Genomic DNA, 26397 nt, shown 5'->3' on the forward strand with positions numbered 1-26397 from the left:
TAAAAAAATGAAAAAAATATTAGCCATTTTATTAATAACAAGTCTAAACTCTATTTCTGCACAACAAGTTTTTCCAATAAACACTCCAAAAATTAATATTCCTAATGGAGCTTATTATAAAGATTTAGAAGGAGAACTTAATCCTTATATTGGAATCTGGAAAGGAACTTGGGAAGGAAAAACTTTATATCTACAGTTGAAGAAAATCAAAGACAGATCTACAGCAAATGACGGAAGCTACTATGACTCTGATCAAATAGTAGGTGAACGTAAAATAATATCTTCAAATGGTGCTATAGAAGTTGACAGAATTACTAATTTTGATCAGAGCGCACCTGAATTTTATGGCATCTTCGGTCAATATAAAAATTTCGCGCAAAAGTACTTACTATTTCAACCTAAAGATATGTGTAACAAAACAGCCAATGTAAATATTTCTTTTACAGATGCTCAAAAAACACAAATGAACTTGAGTTTCCAATACAACCCTCTTGGAATAAACGAATCCTGCCAGTATTACAATCAAATTATGATAGAAGGAAAAGATTGGCCTTTCAATTTTCCTAAAAATATCACTCTAACAAAACAATAAGTTAAATTCAAAATAATTTCATCATAAACCTTGTTATTAGCAAGCCTTATGTTTAAAAAACCTCCGGAAAATACCGGAGGTTCTGTTTTTAATAGGTATCAAAAATATGCTTTAAAATAGCTTTGTCATCGTCTGTCAAAGGAACTTTTCTTCTGGCCATGGCTCTTTCAGCCACTTCATAAACTTTGTCCAGCCTGAACCTCTCATCATCTTTCAGTCCGCCCCATGAAAAGTTTTCTACAAGATTCGGCGGGAAGCCAGGTTTGAAGATATTAGAAGCCACTCCAATCACAGTTCCGGTATTTAATTGGGTATTAATAGCGGTTTTAGAATGATCTCCTACAATAAGTCCGGCAAACTGCAGCCCTGTATCTTCAAATGCTTTCGTACGATAGTTCCAGAGCTTCACCTGACTATAGTTGTTTTTAAGGTTGGAAGAATTAGTATCTGCCCCGAAATTACACCATTCCCCGATTACTGAGTTTCCTATAAAACCTTCATGGCCTTTACTTGAATAACCAAAGATAATAATGTTATTCACCTCACCACCCACTTTACAATGTGGTCCTATAGTAGTGGCACCGTAAATTTTAGATCCCAGATTGAATTTAGAATCCTCTCCCAATGCAATAGGACCGCGGAGATTACACCCTTCCATCACCTCAGCATTTTTCCCGATATAAATCTTTCCTGTTTTGGTATTTAACGTTGAAAATTCTATCTGGGCTCCTTCTTCAATAAAAAGATCTTTTTTATCTCCTAAAAAGCCGTTGGTTGAAGAAAGCTCTTGGGAAATTCGTCCTTTGGTAAGAAGATCAAAATCAAAATCGATGGCATGATGGTTATAGGTAAAAAGGTCGGCTGGTCTTTTGAAAAAAATCAGTTCTTCTTTAATATCTGTCATTTTTTCAATCTGGTTCAAAGAAAATCCTTTCATATTAATTCTGGCAGCGACTAATTCATCTTCATACACCAGAGCTTCCCCCTGCTTGAGCTCTTTGATCTGCTGAATCACGGTTTCAGTCGGCAAGAAATTGGTAACAAGGAAAAGGCTTTCATTATCTTCCGGCTCTTTGAATTTATGCTGAAGGTAGGTTTCTGTAAAGTAGGAAACTTCGGTATTTTCGAGGATCTTTTGCCATCTTTCAGAAAAAGTAAGGATACCACACCGCATGGCAGCAATGGGACGGGTAAAGGTAAGCGGAAGAAAATCTTCCCAGTATTGCGCGTCTGAAAATACTAATTGCATTGTTTGGATGTTAAAAGTTAGTGATCAGAAGCAAGTACTGAAAGATGCCGGATACATTTTGTATTTCGGGACCAATATTCAGTTTCTACTTCTGCCAAAGCAAAAATACGAAAACACAGGAATATAAAATGTTTTATATCATTGAGTTTATCCGTGATGTTATAGGTTTTGGCTAAAGCCAATGAATTTTTATTTATTTTTTTTAACAGGCTAAAGCCTTTTCCAATTGAATATCTTCAGCCTTATTCATATTTGTAGGTTTTACAAAAAAGATCGGCTTTTATCCACAAAAAAAGTCTCCCAAAACTGGAAGACTTTACTATTTTTAGATTCAAAAAATTACTTAGCGAATTTTTTGTATTTGTTCATGAACTTATCAACTCTACCTGCAGTGTCAACTAACTTCACTTTACCAGTGTAGAAAGGGTGAGAAGTTGAAGAGATTTCCATCTTGATTAGAGGATACTCCTGTCCTTCGTACTCGATAGTGTCTTTTGTTTCTGCAGTGGACTTGCAAAGAAACACCTCGTCGTTACTCATATCTTTGAAAACAACAAGTCTATAATTTTCTGGGTGAATTCCGTTTTTCATAATACAATTTTTAAAAAAATTAAAGTTTGCTTTCGAAATAGTAATGGATATTTCTCTGCTAATTTTAGGTTGCAAAAGTACAATATTTTTTCTAAATTCCAAATACCCTATTCATTTTTTTTTCTTGATAAGAAATTCAAAGTATTTTCGTTAAATTTGGAATCTATTTAAACTTTAATTTCGATGAAATTCAAATTATTACTGGCTTTTTCTTTCTGGATGCTTCTAGTAACGGTATCATGTAATAAAGACGATATTACGTTTGATGCTCCTTCACAGCTGTTAAGTTTTTCAAAAGACACGGTATTCTGTGATACGGTTTACCATCAGGTGCGTTCTGAAACCTATGCTGTAAAAGTATATAATAATGAAGATAAAGACGTTCTGATCCCAAGAATTAATCTGGAGAAAGGGGCTTCGTCTTTATACAGAATCAATGTAGACGGAAAACCGGGATATGATTTTAAAGATGTTCCGTTGAGAAAGAAAGACAGTATGTATATATTTGTCGAAATTGCTCCCGAGGCTACGGGGCCGGAAGCTATTGCTGAAGACAAAATTGTTTTCAACAGTGGTGCCGGGCAGCAGCATGTCACTTTATTTTCAGTTGTTCAGGATGCTGAATTTTTCATCCAGACTCCTACCAACCCTAATGTCATTTCCAATCATACAACCTGGAATAATAATAAAGCGAAGATCATCTATGGTGATCTGACAATTGATCCCAATATCACTCTGGATATCCAGGCCGGAACAAAAGTTTATTTCCATAAGAACAGTGGAATGAAAGTTTCAGCAGGAGCCTCTCTGAATATCAACGGGGCACTAAACAATGAAGTTATCCTTCGTGGTGACAGAAATGATCCGTATTATGATACCATTCCTAAAAACTGGAACTCTATCAGAATGGAAGCTACGGCCAATCTTAATATGAATTTTGCAAGACTTTTCGGAGGGACAAGAGGAATCGATATGAAACAGGCCAATGCCAATATCAGCAATTCCTTTATTCACACCTTTCTTGAATACGGAATTTATGCTGTAGGTTCTACCGTAAATGCAAAAAACCTGGTGATGAACAATTGTGGAGAATCCTGCATCGGAATTTTCAGAGGGGGAAACCACAGCTATATTCATTCTACGATTGCCAATTATTCTAAAACCATGGGCAGTTTCAACAGGCTTGGAATCTTTGCTACCAATGAATGGAAGAATGCTTCCGGACAAATGGAGCAGGGAGCGCTTCAGCGTCTTGATATCAAAAACTCTATTATTTTTTCAGACCGAGATAATTCCGTTAATTTTGAACCAACTCCCGGGCAGCAGTTTGAATACCTGCTTCAGAACACATCCATAAAATATTCCGGAGTATCAGAAGCCGGTTTCGCGTTTGATAATAATATGAATGTGGTGCAGAGCTTTAAAAATGAAGATCCTCAGTTCCTGAATTATTTTGCAGCAAAAATGAATCTGCGCGTTAAGCCTGCTTCTCCGGCAAGAGGAAAAGGAAATACCACCGTGGCAGGAACAGTACCACTCGACATTGTGAATGTATCAAGAACAACCAACCCTACTTTAGGAGCTTATCAATAATGGAAATTACACAGCTGCAGCAGCAGGTAGATGAATGGATCAAAACCATCGGGGTCCGTTATTTTAATGAACTGACCAATATGGCTATGCTTACCGAAGAAGTAGGCGAAGTCGCAAGGATCATTGCCAGAAGATATGGTGAACAGAGCGAAAAAGAAAGTGATAAAAGCAAAGATCTGGGAGAAGAACTTGCAGATGTACTGTTTGTTACTTTATGTTTAGCCAACCAAACCGGAGTGAATCTTCAGGAAGCTTTTGATAAAAAAATGAAGATCAAGACCGACCGGGATAAAGAAAGACATCAGAACAACGAGAAGCTGAAATAATATGAAGAGATCATTCAGATGATGAGCACAATCTGCCGCTTCTGGAGAAAAAAAAATTACGGTAAAGATGGCTTTCACCTCATTGAACTGTATGATCAGAACGGAAATTTATTCTGTTATGCCGATCAGGATGGGGTAAAATTTTATAAACAATGAAGCAACAATCAAAATGAAGTTAGAAAAATCAAAATTAATAGGAGATAAAACCATACAGATCAGCGGTTCGAAAAGTATTTCGAATCGTTTGTTGATTTTGGAAAGTTTATTTAAAAACATAAAAATCGGAAACCTTTCCAACTCGCAGGACACTCAGCTTTTAAAAAAGGCCTTATCTGAAAATACAGAAACAGTGGATATTCACCACGCCGGAACAGCCATGCGTTTCCTTACCTCTTATTATTCTATTATGGAAGGAAAGACTACAGTTCTTACCGGATCCAAGAGAATGAAAGAAAGACCGATCAAAAACCTGGTGAGCGCCCTCAAAGATCTGGGAGCAGAAATTGATTATTTAGAAAATGAAGGTTTCCCCCCATTAAAGATCACCGGAAAAAAGATCACTCAGAATAAAGTGAATGTTCCTGCTGACATTTCCAGCCAGTTCATCACTTCCCTTCTTCTGATTGCCGGGAAACTGGAAAACGGATTGGAAATTCATCTTGTCGGGCAGGTTACTTCAAGATCTTATATTGAAATGACCCTTGATATCCTGACAAGATTCGGAATCAAGAACAGCTTTGAAGGAAATACAATAAAGGTAGAACGTTTCGATGGAGAGGCAAAAACTGCTGACTATGAAGTGGAAAGCGACTGGAGCTCGGCTTCTTACTTCTACTCTATCTGTGCATTGGGAAGAAAAACCATCCATCTGAAAAGCTTCTACAAAGAATCTACTCAGGGAGATTCTGCTATTGCCGGAATTTATGAGAAATTTTTCGGAATTAAAACCATTTTTACCGAAGATGAACATAAAATCACCCTTCAGCCGGAACCCAATTTTACTTTCCCTGAAAAAATCGTTCTGGATATGAACAACTGTCCGGATATTGCACAAACCCTTTGTGTAACTGCTGCTGCTTTAAAAATCCCATTCGATATTTCCGGACTGGGAACTTTAAGAGTGAAGGAAACCGACAGACTTTTAGCTTTATACAATGAGCTGAAAAAACTGGGGACTGAGACGGAAATCACAGATCTGACAATCAAATCAGTCAGCTTCGGAGAACCGGAAGAAAACATTTCCATTAAAACGTATCAGGATCACAGAATGGCTATGAGTTTTGCCCCGTTCTGCCTGATCAAAGAACTGAATATTGAAGATGAAGAGGTGGTGGAAAAATCGTATCCGTTGTTCTGGGAAGACCTTGAAAGTGTAGTTACCCGTTAATTTAAAATTGAAAATACGGTCATTTGAAGTCATATTATTTCGAATTACCGTATTTTTATACATAATTCCAATCATGAAATACCTGATCTTATTCACATTGTTTCCTGCACTTCTTTGGGCACAATACTTACGGCCTAACGAAGAAATTGTCTATTCCTTTGAAACTAAAAACGGGAAGAAAATGACTTTGGTAAAGGATAAACAAAATGAGTATATCCAATACCGGTTTGGAAGTAAAAACAAGATTGAAATGGAATTTCCCGCGGAAAGAAACAAAGAAAGCTGGAAAAAATTCACTTATAATTCCTATTACAGAGGCGGAGGAAAGCAAAATGCCGGAATGGAACTTAATTATCTCTTATTTACCAACAACGACTACAGCTACAAACTTTACAGAACCTATCAGGCAGAAGACGAATCATTTTCTGCCGGAATCATCATTACAGACAGCAAAGGCAAGGAAACTGATATTGCCGGCAGCTATAAAACAGTGAAAGGACGTCTCAACAGCCTGGAAGATAACAAGCTGATCAAAAAAGAAGATTTCGGTCTATAACTTCAAACCCTGTCCATAATGAGAATCCCTTTCTTTACTGCCCTTCTGCTCAGTGTAAGTTTTCAGGCACAGAACCTGAAAGATTTCAATATCCCCAAAGGCTATCAGAAAATAACAGAGATTAAAGGAGATCTGGATAAAGACGGGAAAGATGAGACCGTATTTGTTTTCAATACCAATATAAAAAGTAATTCTAAGTTCGATGGCAATAACGGCGTTGTGAGAGTTCTGTATATTATAAAAAATAATAACGGAAAGCCTCAGATCTGGAAAGAGAACAAAACGCTTCTTTTTTCCAGTGGAACAGGATTCTATCCCAAGGACAATTCGCTGAACATTGAAATTAAAAACAATACTCTTATTGTGGAACAGCAGTTTTCTACCAATTCACGACACACTCAGACTTACCGCCATGTTTTCAGGTTCCAGAACGGAGATTTTTACCTCATCGGAGCCCATGATGAGTTTAATGATACCTGCGATTTTGAATTCCTGAATGAAATTAATTTCTCCACAGGCAAAGCCGTTATTGATAAGAAATATTCGTCCTGTGACGATGATGTCAAAATTCCTGATGATTACTATAAAGAATTTATCCATCCGTTTAAACCACTGATCAGGATGAATGATTTCAGAATTGGAGAAAATAAAATCAAAGTTCCCGACTCGGATGAGTATTTATACTTTTAGAATACCTGGCTGATTTCCATTTCAACCATTCCCTATCCCCCTTTAAATACAGAGACCTTCAGGTTATCCACATACTTATCCACAAAGTTATCCACATTAAAGAAATAGAATTTTATTAACCACAAGGATAAATAATAGCAGAGGATTTCCTGATTGGATCAACATATTTCATCACCCTTTATTTCCTTTAACCTTATCAAATTAGCTAAAAAAGATGCCAACCTATTATTGATAACCTTCAGACCTCCCTCTTCCATCTCCCAGCTTCCAAGCTCGATAAATCAAAAATTCTTATCCCGAACTAAGGTTAACTTTATACTTATCCACAGAGTTATCCACAACTGGAATAAACCATGAAATGAATTACTGTTTATCAATAGCCATACACATCAAAAACAATTAAACCGTCTGTAAATAGGGCAAATTGCTCATTTTTTAAAATACAATTTTTAATTTTAAAACGGATTTTATCCTTTAGCTTTATTCCCTCGACTGATATTTATCCACACAGTTATCCACAACTTCTTTATTTCCTGATTCCGTACGCTTCCATAATCTTATTAAAGATCTCCGTATTTTCGTATATACCGGTAAATTCCTTTGAATTGGATCCATAAGCAAACACACTGGAAGGAATAGCCGTATGATCATTCGTGCTGAAATTCCCGAATACCCAACCGTCTTTAAGACTTCCGTCAAGAAGGGTTAATCCTCCGGTTTCATGATCCCCGACAACAATCACCAGTGTTTCTTTATTTTCATCGGCAAACTTCATGGCTTTTCCCACTACTTGGTCAAAATCCAGTAATTCAGTCACCAACTGCTCCAGGTTGTTACTGTGCCCTCCTCCATCGGTTTGTGAAGCTTCTACCATCATGAAAAATCCTTTTCTATTATCCTTCAGGTCATTCAATACCATATCGAAAGCATCAGCCAGCCAGTTTCCTCTTCCTTCGGTTACTCTTTTTGAAGCCAGAGGATCTGCAATAATCATACGTCCGTTGATTTTATTGACCGATTTCAAATCATCATAAATCTCAACTGCAGCCTCTTTGAATTTCTGCCTGTATTCTATTGATAATCCAACAGATGGACCTCCAACTAAAATCTTAGTTTTAGAATTAATAAAATCCATCATAATATTTCCCGAGTTGTTTCTATTATCTGAATGAGCATAAAAATCCGCCGGTGTAGCATCTGTTATGTCTCCCGTAGAAATAAGTCCGGAAACCAACCCTTTTGCGGCAACAATATCAGGGATCTGAGCAAGTGCTTTCCCCATAGCATCTACTCCAACAAATGTATTTTTAGTTTTCACTCCCGTGGCAAAAGCTGTTGATCCCGGTGCCGAATCTGTGATATAAGCATTGTATGAACTGGTTTTGGACAGCCCGGTTGACTTCATATTAAAGACATTCAATTTTCCTTTATTGGCTGTAAATGCAGCATAATATTGGGAAAGAGAAGTTCCGTCCGGAATCAGAAGAATAACGTTTTTCACTTTTTTACTGATTCCGTCTGATTTATAGGAAGGAGTATACACAGGATAGTCTTTTGTATTCTTATAAAAATTCTTTGGGGCAGCATTCAGAAATTTCTTAAGATCAGGAATATGATCAGTATTGATAAAATCCACATTGCTGTTCATAAGATTTACCCAGGCATTCGGGAAATCCGGAGCTCCGTAAAAACGGATCTGCTTCTGTTGACGATGTGCCTTTTCTACCGCATCTTTTATTTTCTCCGTTTCCTCATCCCGGGGAATTCCTTTTCCATTCCATTGTATCAGATCTTTCAAATCTGCACTGAATATTCCTATCCTTTTCAATTGGTCCTCCCTATAGCTTTTATCAAGGTCACCATCAAAATAAAGATAATCCGGATAACTTTTAAAATCTTCAGGCTGCGGCCTTCCTCCTGTTATCACAATTTTAATTCCAGGACAGCTGGTAATCTCAGGATATTTTTTTAAGCTGGCCGTCAATATTTTCAAAGTCGTTTTATAATCGTTTTTAATATCAATCAGGAGCTGGAGCTTTTTATCAGCTTCAGGATAAATATTTCCTTTATTCTGTTTGATCTGTTTTGAAATGTTATTCAGATAAAGTGTCTCCAACGTTCTTTCCGGAGACAGCTCTTTTTCGGTATGCGCTACCAGAAGTTTTCCTTTCACAGGAAAAACGTCCGCTTCTATTGACCCGAATCCTGCATAATAGGCTTCCCAAAACGGGATTTCCTGTAAATAATCATTATTAGAGTGGGCATTATTTACATGGTATCTCAGGTAATTTTGTGCCTGGTTTTTTGAAAAAATGGCCAGCATCAGGAAAATGCTGATCTTTTTTGAAAGCTTTATCACAGAGGTCATCATGTTCAAGAAATTTATTTTTAATAATAGAATGTGCAAAAATAGAACAGTACGTTCTCCGGTGGGTTAAGGTATTTTTATGTTTTCATTAAAAAACAGTACCCGTCATTACTAAAATTCATGTTTACATTATAATAAATAGCAGATTCACTTTTCTTTTTTTACATTTGCTGGAAATACGGTTCAGGATTCTGAGAAAGATCAGGAACCGGAAAAGAATCAATACAAGTCTAAAATTCATATATCAATAAATGACCATCATCATCACAGGAACCTCATCAGGAATCGGTTTCGTACTGGCAGAATATTTTGGAAAAAAAGGCCATAAAGTATACGGTTTAAGCCGAAAGCATACAGAAAGCCAGTATTTCAGGTCTATCCCTACAGATGTTACCGATAATAATGCCGTACAAAGTGCCATTGAAGAAGTTCTGAAAACGGAATCCAGGATTGATGTTCTGATCAATAATGCAGGAATGGGAATGGTAGGAGCTGTAGAAGATTCTACGAAAGAAGATATTTTAAAACTTTTTAACCTGAATCTTGTGGGTGCTGTTCAGATGATGAGTGCTGTTCTTCCTGCAATGCGTAAACATCAATTCGGAAAAATCATTAATGTTTCAAGCATCGGAAGCGAAATGGGACTTCCTTTCCGTGGTTTTTATTCTGCTTCAAAATCTGCTCTGGACAAAGTAACAGAAGCCATAAGGTATGAAGTATATCCCTGGAATATCGATGTATGTTCTTTACATTTAGGGGACATCAAAACCAATATTGCAGAAAACCGGGTAAAAACGAAAGTTTCTGAACCTTATAAAAATATTTTCAATAAAGTATATGCCTTGATGAACGCTCATGTAGGTGAAGGAACAGAACCTTTGGAAGTAGCCGCTTATGTTGAAAACCTGTTGGGGAAAAAGAAATGGAAAGCCCATTATTATTTTGGTAAGTTCGGACAGAAGATCGGAGTTCCTTTAAAGTGGATTCTTCCACAGGGAACCTATGAAAATCTGATGAAAAAATATAATAAACTGGACTAATTTCAGTTTAAATATACGGTATCAGCCATGAAGAATATTATTTTTTTACTGCTTTCATCATTTGTCTTTGGCCAGAAAGCCACCTTATTTCCTGCAAAAAAAGGAGATCAATGGGGTTTTGTTGATCAGAATAATAAATTGGTGATTGCACCCCAATATGATCTTGCCTATCCTTTTAAAGAATATAAAGTATACAATCCTCAGAGCAAGAACTATACTCATGTGATGTCTGCCCATGTCCGCCTCAATAACCAATCTAAATGTATTGCAGAAAACAATACTGAAATAGACTGTAAAAAGCTTGAAGATCCTTCAGAGGTGACGGATGATTTTACGTCAGCTACAGAAACGGAAGTAAAAACAATGGAGAGAAAAGCCGAAAATGAAAAGCAGGACATCATTAGCCAGCTTCCTAAAGATATCCAGGAACAATATGAGAGAATTGATGTTTTTGCAAAATCAACACCTCTGTTTCTGGTAAAAAAGAATGGTAAAAGCGGAATCATCAACAATACCGGAAAATTAATAATCCCTGCTGATTACGATTATATTGAAGCACATGGTTATGAGACATCACCAGGTAAATTTGAACCCTATATCATCGCCGGGCCATATACCAGCACCGGAGTACATCAGTACTTTACTAAAGATGGCAAAATATTTTTAGAAAATTATCAGCGCTATTCCTCAATTCATCAGTTTGGAAAATTAACCATTGTTGCTGATAAAAATGGCAAGAGGAAAATATACAACTTGCCTGCCCGAAAGTACATCAATGATAAAACATATGATAAATTTTCCTGGTTTACAGATGGAATGATGCTGGTTGGAAGAGACGGAAAAGAGTTCTACATTGATGAATCCGGAAAAGAATATATAGCAAAGTAAAAATCATTATTTGATCCGTTTATTCACCATATTGCTTTTCTTATTCTGCACTTTCTTTAAAGCGCAGACCAAACAGTACTGGCTTATTGATACGGAAACCAATATCCGGAAAAAGGTAAAAGATTCTGCATCTGCGGTAAAGTTTCTGGACTCTCTTTCACAGAATAATTATTTCTTTACCCAGCTGAAAGAGGTAAAAGTAAAAGGCGACAGTACGGAAATCTTCTTTGATAAAGGAAAAAACTACAACGAAACCTATGTGGACCTTTCGGATGTGATTGTTGATAAACTGAAAATTCAGAAGGATTTTTTTACTAAAAATTTAGATTCTACCAAGAAAAGCATTAATAAAAAATATATTGATGACGGTTATTCTTTTAGCCGGATCAAATCAAAATATAAAGGCCAGAAAAACGGGTATCCCGTCATTGAGCTTGATATTAACAAAAATGATAAGCGAACCATTGACGGTTTTGTGGTAAAAGGCTACGAAAGAGTTCCTAAAAGGTTTATGAAAAATATTGAAAAGGAATTCAAAGGAAAAACCTACGACGATAAAAACCTTCTGGCCATCAGCAAAAATTTCCAGAGCCATGCTTTCGTTACGCTGGAACGGCCACCTCAAACTTTGTTTACGAAAGATTCCACGAATATTTATTTATTCATGGAAAAGAAAAAGACCAATACTTTTGACGGGGTCATCGGTTTCGGAAATGATAAAACGGAAAAGTTTACCCTGAACGGAACTTTGAATGTAAATTTCAGGAATATGTTCAACGGTTTTGAAACCGTCAACCTTTACTGGCAGAGAAACCCTGATAAAGGGCAGACTTTTGATCTTCAGGCCGATATTCCTTATCTTCTTAAATCGAATGTGGGTATGAATCTGAAAGTCAATATTTTCAGACAAGACTCTACTTTTGCCAATGTAAAGTTCCTTCCTGCTTTTTATTATAACATCAATAACCGTAATAAAATCGGGCTCAGAGGAACTCTGGAAACATCGAGCATTATTGATACGCTGTATGTTCAGGGAAAAGATTACAACAAAAAAGGGATCGGGATCTGGTTTGAAATGACGGAACCTACAGATATTGATCTTTTCCTTTATAAAACAAGAATCAATGCCGGTTATGACTACCTGACCACAACGTATACGAAAGATAATATCAAAGCCAATCAGAACCAATTCTATTTCTTCGGAGAGCATAATTATCATATTTCCGGAAACCACTTCCTCAACATCAAAGCGGAAGGTGCCATGATGGATTCTAAAATAGAGTTCTCCGCCAACGAATTATACCGTTTCGGAGGCTGGAATTCCATGCGGGGATTCAATGAAAAATCTCTCGCTGCCGATTTCTATTATTACGGAGGGCTGGAATACCGCTATCTGATAGGCAGCCAGGCATTTTTTGATCTTTTTGGACAGTACGGTCAGCTCAATAATAAATCGCTCAACGTCAAGCCGAAGCTCTACAGTGTCGGGCTCGGGTTTAATTTCTTTATTCCGATCGGGCTGATGAGTTTCCAGCTTTCCAATGGTAATGAGTTTGGAAATCCTTTTAAATTCAATGATATTAAAATCCATTGGGGAATTCTGAGCAGATTCTAAAAGGGGAATATTAAACTTTTCTTACAGGACAAGTATAAAATAAGTTTGTTTAAACTTAACTACAAAAGTTATTTTTACAGATGACATGATATCATAAAAGTTCTCTAAAGAATAAAAATCACTAAAGTGTTTAAAATAAAACTTTTGTGACTTTTGACTACGTCGAACCTTCGGTTTTTGGTTTAATAAAAAGTATAAACAGCTTCATCAATAAATAATATAATAAAGCAAAAACTGCTATATAAAAGGAAAATTTCGTTTTATCAAAATGTTAATTATAACTGTTAAAAAATATTAAAATCATATTTTTATTTTAATATGGACGTAAAATTCAGGTAATACTGCCGGGCTAAATTTGCCCTCAAAAAAATGAAGAAGACTCTAGCTTCCTTTGCAGTTTTTTTACTTCCCCTTTATCTTACTGCCCAAGAAATTAACATTTCCGGAAATGTAAAATCCGAGAACGGCTCCCAAATCTCCGGAGTCAGCGTCACCGACAAAAACACCGGAAAGACCGCAATTACCGATGAAAATGGAAATTTTACGATTTCAGCCAACCCGAAAGACATCCTTGAGTTTTATGCTCCTGATTTTTCACTTTTCACCGTAGAGGTTTCTTCCAAGAGAGAATATTCCGTGGTATTGAGAAAACCACAGGAAAAACAGATTGAAGGTGTTGTAATAACCGCTTTGGGAATTGCCAAAAAGAAAGAAAAGATTGGCTATGCCACTCAGGAAGTCGGTACGAAACAGTTTGAAACCATTACCACACCAAGCATTGGTAATTTATTTTCCGGACAGGTTGCCGGACTGAACGTTTCCAATCCCACAGGAATGCAGCAGGCTCCCCAATTTACGTTGAGAGGAAACTCAAATCTGGTTTTTGTGATTGATGGAGTAATTGTAGAGAAAGAGGTTTTCCAGAATTTAGATCCAAACAATATTGAAAACATCAACGTTCTGAAAGGAGCAACAGCCTCCGCTTTATATGGTTCCAGAGGAAGATACGGAGCAGTTCTGATCACCACAAAATCAGCGAAAAAGAAAGGCTTCTCTGTTGAATTCTCCCAGAACACCATGGTTACGGGAGGTTTTACCAATCTTCCCAGAACCCAGACCGAATATGGAAACGGCTCTCACGGAAAATATGAATTCTGGGACGGAGCAGACGGAGGAGTTAATGACGGAGACATGATCTGGGGGCCAAAATTCACACCCGGTCTGAAAATCGCCCAGTGGAACAGCCCGATCCGGGATAAGGTAACGGGTCAGGTCATTCCATGGTATGGTGCAGTAAACGGCACACAATATAATGATAAATCAAGATATGAAAGAGTTCCGATCGACTGGCAGTATCATGATAATTTAAGCACATTCCTGAAACCGGCAGTCATCAATAACAACAGTTTCTCTGTAAGTTATAAAAATAATAAAGATATCTACCGTCTTTCCGGGAATTTCATGAATTATGATGACCGGATTCCCAATTCATACCTACAGCGTTACGGAGTCAATTTCTCTTCGGAAAATCATTTGGGAGAAAAACTGATCTTTGATACTAAGCTTAATTTCAATCAGACCTTTACCCCGAATATTCCCAATTACAATTACAACCCAAGCGGGCATATGTACACCATCCTGATCTGGATGGGAGCCGATGTAGACGGAAGGGACCTTAAAAATCACATGTGGATTCCGGGAAAAGAAGGAACGGCACAGGCCAACTGGAATTATGCATGGTACAATAATCCATGGTTTGGAGCTGAATATTATAAAAATAAAAACCGAACCAACGTTATTAATGCACAAACCGGCCTTGAGTATAAAGCCACTCAGGATTTCTCAGTAAAAGGTAAAATATCTATTGTAGAAAATCACAATAAGCAGGAAATATCAAGTCCGTATTCCTATTTCAACTACGATGCTCCTAGAAGCGGTGGATATATTCTGAACGACTCTAAAACATGGAATCTCAACTATGATGTACTGGCCACTTACAAGAAGAAAATATCTGACAATTTCGATTTTACAGTAAATGCAGGAGCCTCGACGTTTTACTACAAAAATGATATCGACAACGCATCGACAGACGGACTGAAAATTCCTGAACGTTATACGCTGAAAAACTCCATCGGAGCTTTAAAATATTACGACTACCTAAAAGAAAAGCTGATCTACAGTGCATATTCAACGATTGATATCGGATTATACAATGCTTTTTTCGTGAATATTTCAGGACGTAACGACTGGTCTTCCACCCTTCCGAAAGCCAACAGATCTTACTTCTATCCTTCTGCATCGGTAAGTGCCGTTATTTCCAACCTGTTCACGATGCCGAAAGCCGTGAATATGCTGAAACTTTCCGCTTCATGGGCAAAAGTAGCCTACGACTTCCAGCCCTATTCTATCAGGAATTATTATCTGAACAATAAAGGAATTACATTCAATGGAAATCCTACCAATTACTATCCTACCATCCTAAATGTTGAAAATTCTTTGAAACCGGAACAGACCAAGTCTTATGAACTGGGATTAAGCGCAGGTTTATTCAACAACCGAGTTACATTGGATGCCACGTATTTCAGAACACTGGATTACAATAACATTCTTGAATTCCCGACAGCACAATCGTCGGGATTTACGTCACAATATGTAAACGGGAATGAGTATACGACCAAAGGTTTTGAGATTTCACTAGGATTGGTTCCAATAAAAACAGCCAATTTCACATGGAGATCTTTAATCAACTGGAGTACTTATGAGCAAAAGCTGACTTCTATTTACGACAATATGCCGAACTACAACAACATCAAACTCGGCGAAAGAATGGACAGCTTCTACGATTATACCTGGCAGAAATCACCGGACGGAAAAGTTATTCTGAATGCCAATACAGGAATGCCTACCAGAGCCAATACTCCAAGCAATTTAGGTCATTTCAACCCGGATTGGACCTTCGGCTTCAACAATACCTTCAAATATAAAAAGCTTTCTTTAAATATTGGGATCGACGGAAGTATTGGCGGAGTGATGAGATCTCAGGTTGTAGAAAAAATGTGGTGGGGAGGAAAGCATCCGAATTCTACCGCATACAGAGATCTTGAATATGCTAATCCGGGAACGTATTATTTTGTGCCGGATGGTGTTAATTACAATGCAGCTACAGGAACATACACACCGCATACCAAACCGATAAGCTTCCAGGACTGGGCACAGAATTATCCGTACCAGGCAAGGGTTACGGAGGATGAAAGTAAATTATTCGCCAATGTTTTTGACCGGACTTTCATCAAACTGAGATCGGTTATTTTAGAATATGATTTCTCTTCCCTTCTTAATCCTAAAGGAATGGTGAAGAATTTAACGGTGAATGTTTCAGCGTATAACCTGGCGATGTGGAAAAAGTCTAAAAACCTTTACTCGGATCCGGATTTCCAGCTTAAAGCCAAAGACTCCAATGATATTCAGGACCCTTCCAGCAGATGGTTCGGAATCGGGTTTAATCTTAAATTTTAATTCAACAACACTTCAGTACAATGAAAAATAATATAATTCTCAATTTAACAAAGCTGAAAAGTGCTGCTATAAAATCATTATTTGCAGCAGGAATTCTCATGATGGCTTCATGTGAATCCAGTCTTGATACCATCAATGAAAACCCTAACGACCAGTCCAGCGTAGACCCGAAAGTCCTTTTAACCTATGTATCTATGAATACTTTTCAGGTAAACGGTGAGAATATGTACGCTTCAAGAATGATGATCGGGACAGACGGTGAAAATACCTATCAGTATATGAAATGGAATGAAGCTTCTTTTGAAGTGTACACCAAAGCTCTTTTGAACACCACAAAAATGATGCAGGAAGCAGAAAAAACCGGCAATAAAAATTATCTCGCAATTGGTAAATTCTACAGAGCCTATCATTTCTTTAATTTAAGCATGAAATTAGGAAGTATTCCTTATTCTGAAGCAGTAAAAGGAGAATCTAAAATTATCCAGCCGAAATATGACAGCCAGGAAGCAGTGATGGCAGGTATTCTTACAGAACTGAAAGAAGCCAACGACCTTATTAATTCTACAGACAAGATTGAAGGTGATATTATCTACAACGGTGATGCCTCCAAATGGAAAAAGCTGATCAATTCATTCCGATTGAAAATCTTGATAACCCTATCTAAAAAGACCACTCTGGGAAGCTACAATGTGGCCGGAGAATTTGCTTCTATAGCAGGCAACCAGCCTCTGATGACATCTATCGGAGATAATGGTGAACTGAAATTTGTAGATGCCGCAGACAGCCGCTACACCATGTTCAACAACAGCGGTTATGGATCGAGTTTATATATGGCTGATTATTTCATTAATATGTTCAAAGACAGACATGATCCGAGGCTTTTCACATTTGCCGCGCAGACTACCGCAGCTAAGGAAGCCGCAAAACCTATTACAGATTTTACGGGATATAACGGAGGAAATCCTACTTCTCCTTATTCTGACAATGCAGCTCTGATCACCGCAAAAAACATATCAAAAGTGAACGACCGTTTTTATAAGGATGCTACGAATGAGCCATCTTCGGTATTAAGCTATTCGGAACTGGAGTTTATTTTAGCAGAGGCAACAGCCCGCGGATGGATTTCCGGATCAGCAAAAACCCATTATGATAACGCCATCAAGGCTAGTTTCAACTTTTATCAGACGTATGTGAAAAACCCGAATCAGTATTTTGCAGGATTCGATGTCAATCAGTATCTGGCTTCATCCATGGTGGTTTATAATGATTCTGATCCACTGCAAAACCGTATAGAAAAGATCATGACTCAGAAATATATGACGATGTTCCATCAGGCTCAATGGACTTCCTATTACGATTATCTGAGAACAGGATTTCCGAATTATCCTTTGCAGACCGGAGTTTCGGCACCGTTCAGATTCAGGTATCCACAATCAGAGTATAATTACAACAGCACTAATCTGAAGGCAGCTCTTAATGCACAATACGGAGGAAGCGACAATATTAATTCTAAACCCTGGTGGCTTCAGTAAAGGATTGAATGCCAGAGAAGGATACAGAAAGATTCGTATGGTAATCTCCAGAGATTACTTACAATAATATGATCCCGAATTCAGGTCAAATAATTTATAAAAATCAGGAAACCGCAGGAAAATCCTATTAACTTGCGGTTTCTTTCTATTACGACAGATTATGAACAGAAGAGAATTTTTAGAAAAATCAAGTCTTTTGCTGGCAGGATTAGGAACTTCAAGCGTTCTGCACCCTTCCATTTTAAAAGCCCTTACCATTGAACCTGCTGCCCAATCTACTTTTTATGATGCGGAACACGTGGTGATCCTGATGCAGGAAAACCGTTCCTTTGATCATGCTTTCGGAGCACTTAAAGGAGTAAGAGGCTTTTTAGACAAAAGAGCTTTCATAAAAGAGGATGGCCATTCTGTATTTTTTCAGAAAGGAAATTCCGGAAAATATGCCTCGCCTGCACGGCTGGATCTTAGAAATACAAAATCCACATGGATGAGTTCATTGCCCCATTCATGGTCTGACCAGCAGAAAGCTTTAAACAAGGGAAAATATGATCAATGGCTGCAGGCAAAAGCTTCAGGCAATAAAGATTATAAAGATATTCCGCTTACTTTAGGTTATTATAACCGGGAAGATCTTCCGTTTTATTACCAGCTTGCCGATGCATTTACGATCTTCGATCAATATTTCTGCTCTTCTCTTACGGGAACTACTCCAAACAGGCTTTTCCTTTGGTCCGGAACACTTCGTGAGCAGCAAAATGGCAAAGTAAAGGCTAATGTTTACAATGAAAATATCGATTATGATAAAGCAAGACAGGCCCGCTGGAAAAGCTTTCCTGAAATTTTGGAGGAACAGGATGTTTCCTGGAGGATCTATCAGAATGAAATCAGTCTTCCGAAAGGAATGTCCGGTGAACAGGAGGCCTGGTTAAGCAACTTTACAGATAATCCTATTGAATGGTTTTCCAGTTTCAATGTAAAATTCTCCAAAGGCTACCATCAGCATATTCCTAAAATGATTAACCATCTGAAAAAGGAAATTGAAAAGAAGCCGGAGCAGAAAGAAAGACTGGACAAGATTATCCGCGAGCTGGAGGAAGACCAGATTCAATATGATCCTAAAAATTATTCAAAACTATCGCAGAAGGAAAAGAATCTTCATGAAAAAGCTTTTACTACCAACAGCAATGATCCTAATTATTGGGACCTTGAAATCGGGCAGGATGAATATGGACAAAGACTGGTAGTCCCGAAAGGAGATGTCCTGTTTCAGTTCCGGAAAGATGTTGAAGAGAAAAAGCTTCCGCTGGTTTCATGGCTGGTTGCCCCTGAGCATTTTTCAGACCATCCGGGATCGCCCTGGTATGGAGCATGGTATATTTCAGAAGTACTGAACATTCTCACCAAAGATCCTGAAGTATGGAAAAAAACGATCTTCATTATCAATTATGATGAAAATGACGGTTATTTTGACCATGTTCTTCCTTTTACTCCTCCATTGAATCCCAACCAACCAGTTGACATGAACAGCAAAGAAGGCGCAGAATATGTAGACCGTTCTCAGGAATACATGAAAACACTTCCTCTGAAGGATCATGAAAGAATTGAAGGAACTGTAGGTCTGGGCTATCGGGTGCCAATGATTATTGCTTCGCCATGGACGAAAGGCGGTCTTGTGAATTCTGAAGTTTCAGACCATACTTCTGTTCTTCAGTTCCTGGAAAATTTCATAAAGAAAAAGACAGGAAAAGACGTTACGGTAAATAACATCAGTGATTGGAGAAGAGCGGTATGCGGAGATCTTACGTCTGCTTTTAATACAGCTAATGTAAAAGCTCCCCAAATGGATTATATTGATCAGAAAGATTATGCAAGGACGATCAATGCAGCCAAAAGCAAACCTGTTCCAAACCTGAAATGGTATGCTGAAAGTGAGCTTAGTGAAAGGCTTCTTGATATTCAGGAAAGAGGGATCAAGCCTTCTAATCCACTTCCTTACCATTTCCACGTTAATCTGGAAAATAAAAAAATCCATATGGAGAACCTGAAAGAAAATGGTGTTCCGCTGATTATTTATGACAGAGCGATGTTCGGTAAAGGAGCTTCCTATTATTCATATGCATTGTATGCTAAGCAGGAAATGAAACATGAAATATCCGGTCAGAACTATGACTATGAAGTTTTTGGCCCGAACGGATTTTTCAGAAAATTCAAAGGCAGCATGATCCCGGAAACAGAAGTACTTTTTGTGAATAGAGCTTCTGAACATAAGGCTGAAATTATTTTCAGACAAAAGAAGAAAGGAAATATCAATTTAGTACTGGAAAATCTTTACGAAAAAAGCCGGAAAAACATTTCGGTGCAGCAAACTGAAGAAAAAATGACAGTTGATCTGGCAAAAAACAAAGGCTGGTATGATCTAAAAATCATATCCGGTGACTGTATCTGGCATTTTGCAGGAAGGCTAGAGAACGGAAAAATGTCTGTTACCGACCCACACTGGATCTAGGAGTTATTGATATACTTATTGAGCCTTACGCCCTCAGGTGTAAGGCTTTTTGTTATGATTACAATCATAAGAGAATATATTTTTTTATTTTAATTTGCATTAATAATTCACAATCGTAATAACATATAACATAAAAATAATTAACAATATTCAAAAAATAAAAAATTATTTTCATATTATTTCGATTATTGTTAATTTCACTTCATTAAACAACCTACACCATGAAAAAATTAAACTTATCCCTTGCGATAGTATTATTTACTTCAGTATTCGCTGGAAACCTGAGTGCACAGGATACGAAAACAGACAATCATACCGTGACAATTTCTATCCCGGAAGTTGCCCTGGTTGATATTGAACCTGCTGCTACTAAAAATATTACCCTGGGATTTACAGCTCCCGATGAAGCCGGAAATCCCATTATTCCAAGTACAGCAAACACTACGCTGTGGCTTAATTATTCTTCCATAAAATCTGTTGCAGATCCTACCCGTAATGTGACTGTAAGCATGAATGCCATCATTCCAGGGGTTGACCTTCACGTAACTGCGGCTGCGGCCACCGGATCCGGAGGAGGTACATTAGGAACATCTGCAGGACTGCTTACATTAAGTGGTGCCGACCAGATCATTATCTCCGGCATTGGAAGTGCATATACCGGCAATGGTACCAATAACGGACATAATCTTACGTATGCTCTTGCAGCAGGAAGCGGCCCCGGAGGTGTAGCAGCTTATGCAGATTTACAGGCAACCGCCACTACCATAGCTACCGTTACTTATACGATATCAGATAATTAGAATTTAAACACCATTCTATTCTACCTTTCAAAAACAAGAAGAAGTTGTCATTCAGTTTCTTCCTGTTTTTGTATTATTTATGATTTAACCCTAAACTTTATATGATGATGAAGCGTATTCTTCTTTTAATCACCCTGATTTTGCAGTTCAGTTTTTTACATGCCGGTATTGTGATTCTCAACGGGCTTACGCATTCTTACTCAGTAGAAAACGGAAAAGTTTATAAAGGAAAAATTGCTATTGAAAATACAAGCAATACTCCTCAGAATGTAAAATTATTTTTACAGGATTTCGCCTATCATGCGGATGGGACAATCAATTACACATCATTGCATACCAATAAACGCAGTAATGGAGACTGGATTAAACTCAATACCAATCTGATTACTCTGAAAGGCAAAGAAAAGACAGAAATATTCTATGAAATCACAGTTCCTAATCAGACACTAGCCCCCGGAAGTTATTGGAGCGTCATCATTGTAGAACCTGTAGATGACATAAAACCCAGCGAAAATAAAGCGGGAGTAAGCATTACTTCTGTGATAAGGTATGCTATCCAGGTCATTACAGATTATGAGGCAGAAAAGGCCAAACCGGAACTGAAATTTGAAAGCGTAAAAGTAGAAAAACAAGATGGCAGGCAAACCGTAAAAATTGCAATAGCCAATAATGGAAGTCTTTACTGTAAACCAACAGCATCTATTGAGATCTATAACAGTAAGACCGGTGAAAAGCTTGGAACCTATTCAAGCTTAACCATGGGACTGCTGCCTAATACCTCTAAAACATTTTACATTGATATCAGTAAGGTACCTGTAGGTAAATATAGAGCTACGATAATGACCACAGACGAAGAAGAGAATGCTTTTGCACTCAATGTGGAATTAGAAGTAAAAAATGATTAGAACTTGGACTTTATTTATTATCCTATTATTCCCGATATTTGCTTTTTCTCAACAGCAATCCAGCCCGTTGATCAGTAAAAGAGATAGTCTAATGCCGGGAACGTCTACTTCTATTCCCTTTACATTAGAAAATAGTTCAGCGGAAAACAAGGTTTATGATATTTCGGCGACCACGTCAGATCCGAATATCGTCCCTATTTTAGCAAAAGGAGAACTTAAGATGGTTCCTCATGAAACTTCAGTATATCTGCTTCCATTACGTATTACAGCAGAAACAGCTAAGGGCCTCTATACAATAACATTGAACATTACAGACCGCCATAGCGGGATATCCTTTGTAAAAACTTCACAAATTACCATTTCCGGGAGCAGGAAACTTTCCCTTAAGCCATTAAATTCTCCGGAATTTATAAGAGCCGGAGAAACCATTCATTCTTCATTTTTACTGAAAAATAACGGGAATGTAACGGAAAATGTTATTCTGGAAAGTAAAAATGCCATTATTGATTATGATACATCAATAGTCTTAAGCCCCAATGAATCTAAAGTTATCAACGTACACAAACTAACCAGCCCTGATCTCAGGCAAAATGAGGTTCAAAATCTGAATCTATCAGCATATTCAAAAGATAGTCCTGAAGAAAATCAAGATGTTTACGTAAGTACCCAGGTTATATCGGTAAAACCTTTGGAAAATGACATTTACCACAGACTTCCTATTGCGGCCTCTTTGTCTTTCATCGGCATGCAGAATATGGGTGTTTACCAGGATGGTTTCCAGGGTGAGCTGTATGGCAAAGGAACATTGGACAAAGACAATAAAAACCAGATTGAGTTTCATGCAGTAACACGCAATCCTGTAGAATTTAGTTCATTTACTCAATATGAAGAATATTTTGTCAACTATAAACGGGATCATCTTTTCGTTCATCTTGGAGATAAAACTTATTCTTCATCTTATTTAACAGAGTTTGCAAGATATGGGCGCGGGGCGGAAATCCGGTATGATTTTAATAAAGTAAGAGTGGGTGGATTCTACAACCATCCCAGGTTTTTCAAAGATATTAAAGATGAATTTAATATATATTCAACCTTCAGGATCCGGAAAGAATCAGAAATCTCTACAGGATATCTTTACAAAATTCCAGAAAAAAGAGAAATTAATTATGGAGATGGAAGATTAGATTCTGAAGCCCATCTTCCTTATATTAAGGGAAAATTCAAACTTTCAAGAAACATCAACCTTTCCGGGGAATTGGCTTACAGCGCGACAGAGAAAACAGAGGGAACAGCTTATATGATGCATACCGAAGCTATTTTTGAGAAATTCAACGGAAGCTTAATGTATATCAAAACAAGCCCAAAATTTGCAGGATATTTTACCAATACAGATACCTTCAACGGTAATATTTATTATAACATTACCAAAAAGCTTAGCGTTTTTGCCAATTATATGCAGGATGTCAAAAATTTCCAGCGGGATAATTTATTGCTGGCGGCGCCTTACAGAAAATACTTCCAGTATGGAGTACAATACAAATATCTGTCTAATGGATTCATCATCCTTAATAACGCCTATCAAAAGTACCAGGACCGTTTAGAGCCTAAGCAGTTTGATTATAATGAACGATTCTTCAAAATCAGTATTAATCAGCAGATCGGAATATTTCAGATCAATCTCGATGGGCAGTTGGGTAAAACTGATAATTACCTTACGGAATTCAGTGGAAATTCCAGCCTTTATTCCGCCAATATTTCATTTCAAAAATTCAGGACATCTTTTAATGTGTTCGGAAGTTATGCTATCACTTCAAGATATCAGCTACAGAATCAGAAAAATCTTTATTATGGAGCAAGAATATTCAGTAGATTTTCCGATAAAACCAGTTTAAGTATATTTTATCAGAACAATTATATCCCTGAAGAATATTTTAAAGACAGAAATCTATTTGAACTTCTGTTTCATCAACAGTTGTTTCCGGGGAATGAGCTTGATCTTTCAGGAAGATATTCATTACAAAGAGGAGAAATAGGAAAGAAAGATTTTATATTTTCCATGCGGTATACCTGGCGTCCCAACATTCCGGTGCAGAAAACGGCAGAGTATGTTTCTTTATCTGGGAATATCAGCAATCTCGGCATAAAAAAGACAGAGGGAATAAAACTGATGCTTGGAAGCTACATTTCCATTACAGATAAAGAAGGAAATTATATATTTAAAAATGTTATTCCAGGTAATTATTTCTTGGAAATAGACCGTTCAACCACAGAAATCAATGATATTCCCACACAGATTTTCCCTGCTACTCTTTCTCTTATGAATAAAGAAAACATTTTCAATTTTGGATTAACAGCCGCAGCCAGTATAAAGGGGCATGTTCAGCTCCAGGAAACAGGAGAAAAAGAAAATACGGGTATTGATAAAAAAGGAAAAAAGAAAAGAGAAAGTATTATTGTGGAAGCTAGTAGCAACGACCAGACCTACCGTAAAATATGTTTTGTTGGAGAGGATTTTGATTTCACGTATCTCCGGCCGGGTAACTGGACAGTCAAAGTTTACCGAAACGGCCTTGATAAACGGTATAAAATTTCAACAAATCAATTTCAATTGAGCCTACAGCCAGCAGAAACAAAACTATTAAATATTAGTGTTGTTAAGCAGCCGGTAGAAATCAAATACCAGCAGGAGTCCTTAAAAGTAGGATATAATGAAATAAAAAATAAGAAATAATGCTGATGCGATCCCTATTATCAACTATAGCTTTTATCTTATCTGGCAGCCTCTATTCTCAGACTGCCAATATCACTGTTACCATGACGCTGCCCGTTGTAACTTTAATGGATATTGAACCTTCAGGAAATATAACTTTAAATTTTACGCCACCTACCGAGGCTGGAAATGCCCTGGTGAATCCAACCCCCAATACATCAAAATGGATTAATTATACTTCTGCAATTGTCTCCGGAGGACTTACCAGAAGAATTACAGCATCTGTGAATAAAGTTATTGACGGGGTGAATATAAGATTACAGGCTGCTGCTGCTTCCGGAGCCGGAGGAGGAACATTGGGAACTTCTTCCGGACAGGTTACTCTTACTACGACTCCTGTTACTATTATCAGCGGTATTGGGGGTGCTTATACAGGCAATGGTACAAACAACGGCCATGGGATTACCATTTCATTAGTTCCCGGCAATTACGCCAATTTACAGGCTCAGGCTAATACAGTTATTAACATTATTTACACCATTACAGAATAAAATTGAAAAATGAAAACCAATAGTCGCTTTCTCCGGAAAATTTTCTTAAAAAAATATCTGTACATCATTTCTTTAGTGATCGGTAGCAGCTTTGAGGCTCAAACAATAAGTATTGCCGGAAGCAACTGGGCTGTAAGCGTTCCCACCATTACTGAAGCAGGAACCAACTATACCGGAACATACGATAATCCTAACCTACTGACATTATCCGGAACCTTACCAGGATCTTTCCTGAACCTTCTCACAAGTGCCGGCGCCAAGATCAGTATGCACTATGTTCCTACTTTATGGAATAGCAATCTGCACCTCTTTGCAAAAAGAAGTGGAGGAACGACTACTATCAATGGTCTTTGCATCTTATGTACGGCTACAATCAATGGAGGAAATACCAATTATATAGAAATTCCTCAGGCAACAGCAGCAACGCTTTCTACAATAACCTTTACCGGCGTATTAGGTCTTGGTAATAGTGTAAATTATGCTGATATTGGTGTACAATTGGAAATACGCGGTGCTTCTGTTACAATTCCTGCTGCTGCATATAGTACACAAGTAGTCTTTACCATAGGTCCAAATTGAATTCCTTGGCATCTATAAGAAATTCAAAATCTGAAATTAATGTAAAAAGTTTTCATGAGCATTTTCCCGCTATCCGCTCATACTCCTCACGCCATTAGCTGTTCCCTGCCTCAATCCTTTCTTTTCCATCCAGTTGCGGGGTAACCGCTGCTATCGGGGCTAGGGTTTATCAGCAATAGATAATGGCAGACAAAGATGGGTAACAGCTTACTGTTTTTAAGATAAATAAAGCCGCTTCGCTTATTTTTGAAATACAAAGATTTGATCAGGTATCGCTTATTACCTATTCCCTAATTCCTTCTCCCTATTGCAGTATACAACAAAAAAAAAGTCTCATACAAAACTGTATGAGACTTTCTAATAATATAAAAACTGGCGGCGGCCTACTCTCCCGCTTGTCGCA

20 protein-coding genes are annotated in these 26397 nt (G+C 37.6%); 17 read left to right on the forward strand and 3 right to left on the reverse strand.

Going from position 1 to position 26397, the window contains the following annotated elements; all coding sequences use genetic code 11:
• Positions 1 to 7: 7 nt before the first annotated feature.
• The gene (locus tag J2Y40_RS15305; protein WP_062702551.1) at positions 8 to 592 is read left to right on the forward strand and encodes a DUF6705 family protein; all 585 of its coding nucleotides are present in this window, start codon (positions 8 to 10) and stop codon (positions 590 to 592) included.
• Between the two features lie 88 nt (positions 593 to 680).
• On the opposite strand, the gene J2Y40_RS15310 is transcribed toward J2Y40_RS15305, so the two are convergent.
• Positions 681 to 1841, reverse strand: a complete 1161-nt coding sequence (locus tag J2Y40_RS15310) for a GlmU family protein (RefSeq protein ID WP_309999852.1) — start codon at positions 1839 to 1841, stop codon at positions 681 to 683.
• 339 nt (positions 1842 to 2180) lie between these two features.
• Positions 2181 to 2432: a type B 50S ribosomal protein L31 gene (locus J2Y40_RS15315; RefSeq protein ID WP_002976190.1), complete on the reverse strand. Its 252-nt coding sequence runs from the start codon at positions 2430 to 2432 to the stop codon at positions 2181 to 2183.
• 183 nt (positions 2433 to 2615) lie between these two features.
• Between J2Y40_RS15315 and J2Y40_RS15320 the strand changes: the two genes are divergently transcribed.
• The 5 genes from J2Y40_RS15320 to J2Y40_RS15340 all read left to right on the forward strand — a co-directional run bounded on the left by J2Y40_RS15320 (position 2616) and on the right by J2Y40_RS15340 (position 6984).
• Complete coding sequence (locus J2Y40_RS15320) at positions 2616 to 4025, forward strand: hypothetical protein (protein ID WP_153396122.1); 1410 nt, start codon at positions 2616 to 2618, stop codon at positions 4023 to 4025.
• Positions 4025 to 4351: a nucleotide pyrophosphohydrolase gene (locus tag J2Y40_RS15325; protein ID WP_034731670.1), complete on the forward strand. Its 327-nt coding sequence runs from the start codon at positions 4025 to 4027 to the stop codon at positions 4349 to 4351. Before J2Y40_RS15320 ends, J2Y40_RS15325 begins: the two co-directional genes overlap by 1 nt.
• A gap of 169 nt (positions 4352 to 4520) precedes the next feature.
• Positions 4521 to 5738, forward strand: coding sequence for a 3-phosphoshikimate 1-carboxyvinyltransferase (locus J2Y40_RS15330; protein ID WP_153396123.1), 1218 nt, complete (start codon positions 4521 to 4523; stop codon positions 5736 to 5738).
• Positions 5739 to 5811: 73 nt separating this feature from the next.
• Positions 5812 to 6294 carry a hypothetical protein gene (locus tag J2Y40_RS15335; RefSeq protein ID WP_309999855.1) on the forward strand — a complete coding sequence of 161 codons (483 nt, stop codon included), beginning with the start codon at positions 5812 to 5814 and terminating at the stop codon, positions 6292 to 6294.
• Positions 6295 to 6312: 18 nt separating this feature from the next.
• A complete protein-coding gene (locus tag J2Y40_RS15340; RefSeq protein WP_309999857.1) occupies positions 6313 to 6984 on the forward strand; it encodes a hypothetical protein in 672 nt (223 codons plus the stop codon).
• 526 nt (positions 6985 to 7510) lie between these two features.
• Here the strand turns inward: J2Y40_RS15340 and J2Y40_RS15345 are convergent.
• Positions 7511 to 9355 carry an alkaline phosphatase gene (locus J2Y40_RS15345; protein ID WP_309999859.1) on the reverse strand — a complete coding sequence of 615 codons (1845 nt, stop codon included), beginning with the start codon at positions 9353 to 9355 and terminating at the stop codon, positions 7511 to 7513.
• 248 nt (positions 9356 to 9603) lie between these two features.
• Between J2Y40_RS15345 and J2Y40_RS15350 the strand changes: the two genes are divergently transcribed.
• The 11 genes from J2Y40_RS15350 to J2Y40_RS15400 all read left to right on the forward strand — a co-directional run bounded on the left by J2Y40_RS15350 (position 9604) and on the right by J2Y40_RS15400 (position 25994).
• Complete coding sequence (locus J2Y40_RS15350) at positions 9604 to 10392, forward strand: SDR family oxidoreductase (RefSeq protein WP_309999861.1); 789 nt, start codon at positions 9604 to 9606, stop codon at positions 10390 to 10392.
• A 27-nt stretch (positions 10393 to 10419) separates the two neighbouring features.
• A complete protein-coding gene (locus J2Y40_RS15355) occupies positions 10420 to 11280 on the forward strand; it encodes a WG repeat-containing protein (RefSeq protein ID WP_309999863.1) in 861 nt (286 codons plus the stop codon).
• 10 nt (positions 11281 to 11290) lie between these two features.
• Positions 11291 to 12895: a hypothetical protein gene (locus J2Y40_RS15360; protein WP_231128687.1), complete on the forward strand. Its 1605-nt coding sequence runs from the start codon at positions 11291 to 11293 to the stop codon at positions 12893 to 12895.
• A gap of 369 nt (positions 12896 to 13264) precedes the next feature.
• Positions 13265 to 16411, forward strand: a complete 3147-nt coding sequence (locus J2Y40_RS15365) for a SusC/RagA family TonB-linked outer membrane protein (protein WP_309999865.1) — start codon at positions 13265 to 13267, stop codon at positions 16409 to 16411.
• Positions 16412 to 16431: 20 nt separating this feature from the next.
• Positions 16432 to 17943: a SusD/RagB family nutrient-binding outer membrane lipoprotein gene (locus J2Y40_RS15370; protein ID WP_309999867.1), complete on the forward strand. Its 1512-nt coding sequence runs from the start codon at positions 16432 to 16434 to the stop codon at positions 17941 to 17943.
• A gap of 160 nt (positions 17944 to 18103) precedes the next feature.
• On the forward strand, positions 18104 to 20449 hold the full coding sequence (locus J2Y40_RS15375) for a phosphocholine-specific phospholipase C (RefSeq protein ID WP_309999869.1): 2346 nt from the start codon (positions 18104 to 18106) through the stop codon (positions 20447 to 20449).
• Positions 20450 to 20670: 221 nt separating this feature from the next.
• Positions 20671 to 21249, forward strand: a complete 579-nt coding sequence (locus J2Y40_RS15380) for a hypothetical protein (RefSeq protein ID WP_153396139.1) — start codon at positions 20671 to 20673, stop codon at positions 21247 to 21249.
• Positions 21250 to 21353: 104 nt separating this feature from the next.
• Complete coding sequence (locus J2Y40_RS15385; protein WP_309999872.1) at positions 21354 to 22154, forward strand: WxL protein host-binding domain-containing protein; 801 nt, start codon at positions 21354 to 21356, stop codon at positions 22152 to 22154.
• A complete protein-coding gene (locus tag J2Y40_RS15390) occupies positions 22147 to 24885 on the forward strand; it encodes a hypothetical protein (protein WP_309999875.1) in 2739 nt (912 codons plus the stop codon). The genes J2Y40_RS15385 and J2Y40_RS15390 overlap by 8 nt, the downstream gene beginning before the upstream one ends.
• A 5-nt stretch (positions 24886 to 24890) precedes the next feature.
• Positions 24891 to 25415, forward strand: a complete 525-nt coding sequence (locus J2Y40_RS15395; RefSeq protein ID WP_309999878.1) for a hypothetical protein — start codon at positions 24891 to 24893, stop codon at positions 25413 to 25415.
• A gap of 9 nt (positions 25416 to 25424) precedes the next feature.
• Positions 25425 to 25994, forward strand: a complete 570-nt coding sequence (locus J2Y40_RS15400) for a hypothetical protein (protein ID WP_153396147.1) — start codon at positions 25425 to 25427, stop codon at positions 25992 to 25994.
• Positions 25995 to 26397: the final 403 nt, after the last annotated feature.

Origin of the sequence: Chryseobacterium sp. 2987, assembly GCF_031456375.1 — a bacterium.
Classification (GTDB): domain Bacteria; phylum Bacteroidota; class Bacteroidia; order Flavobacteriales; family Weeksellaceae; genus Chryseobacterium; species Chryseobacterium vaccae.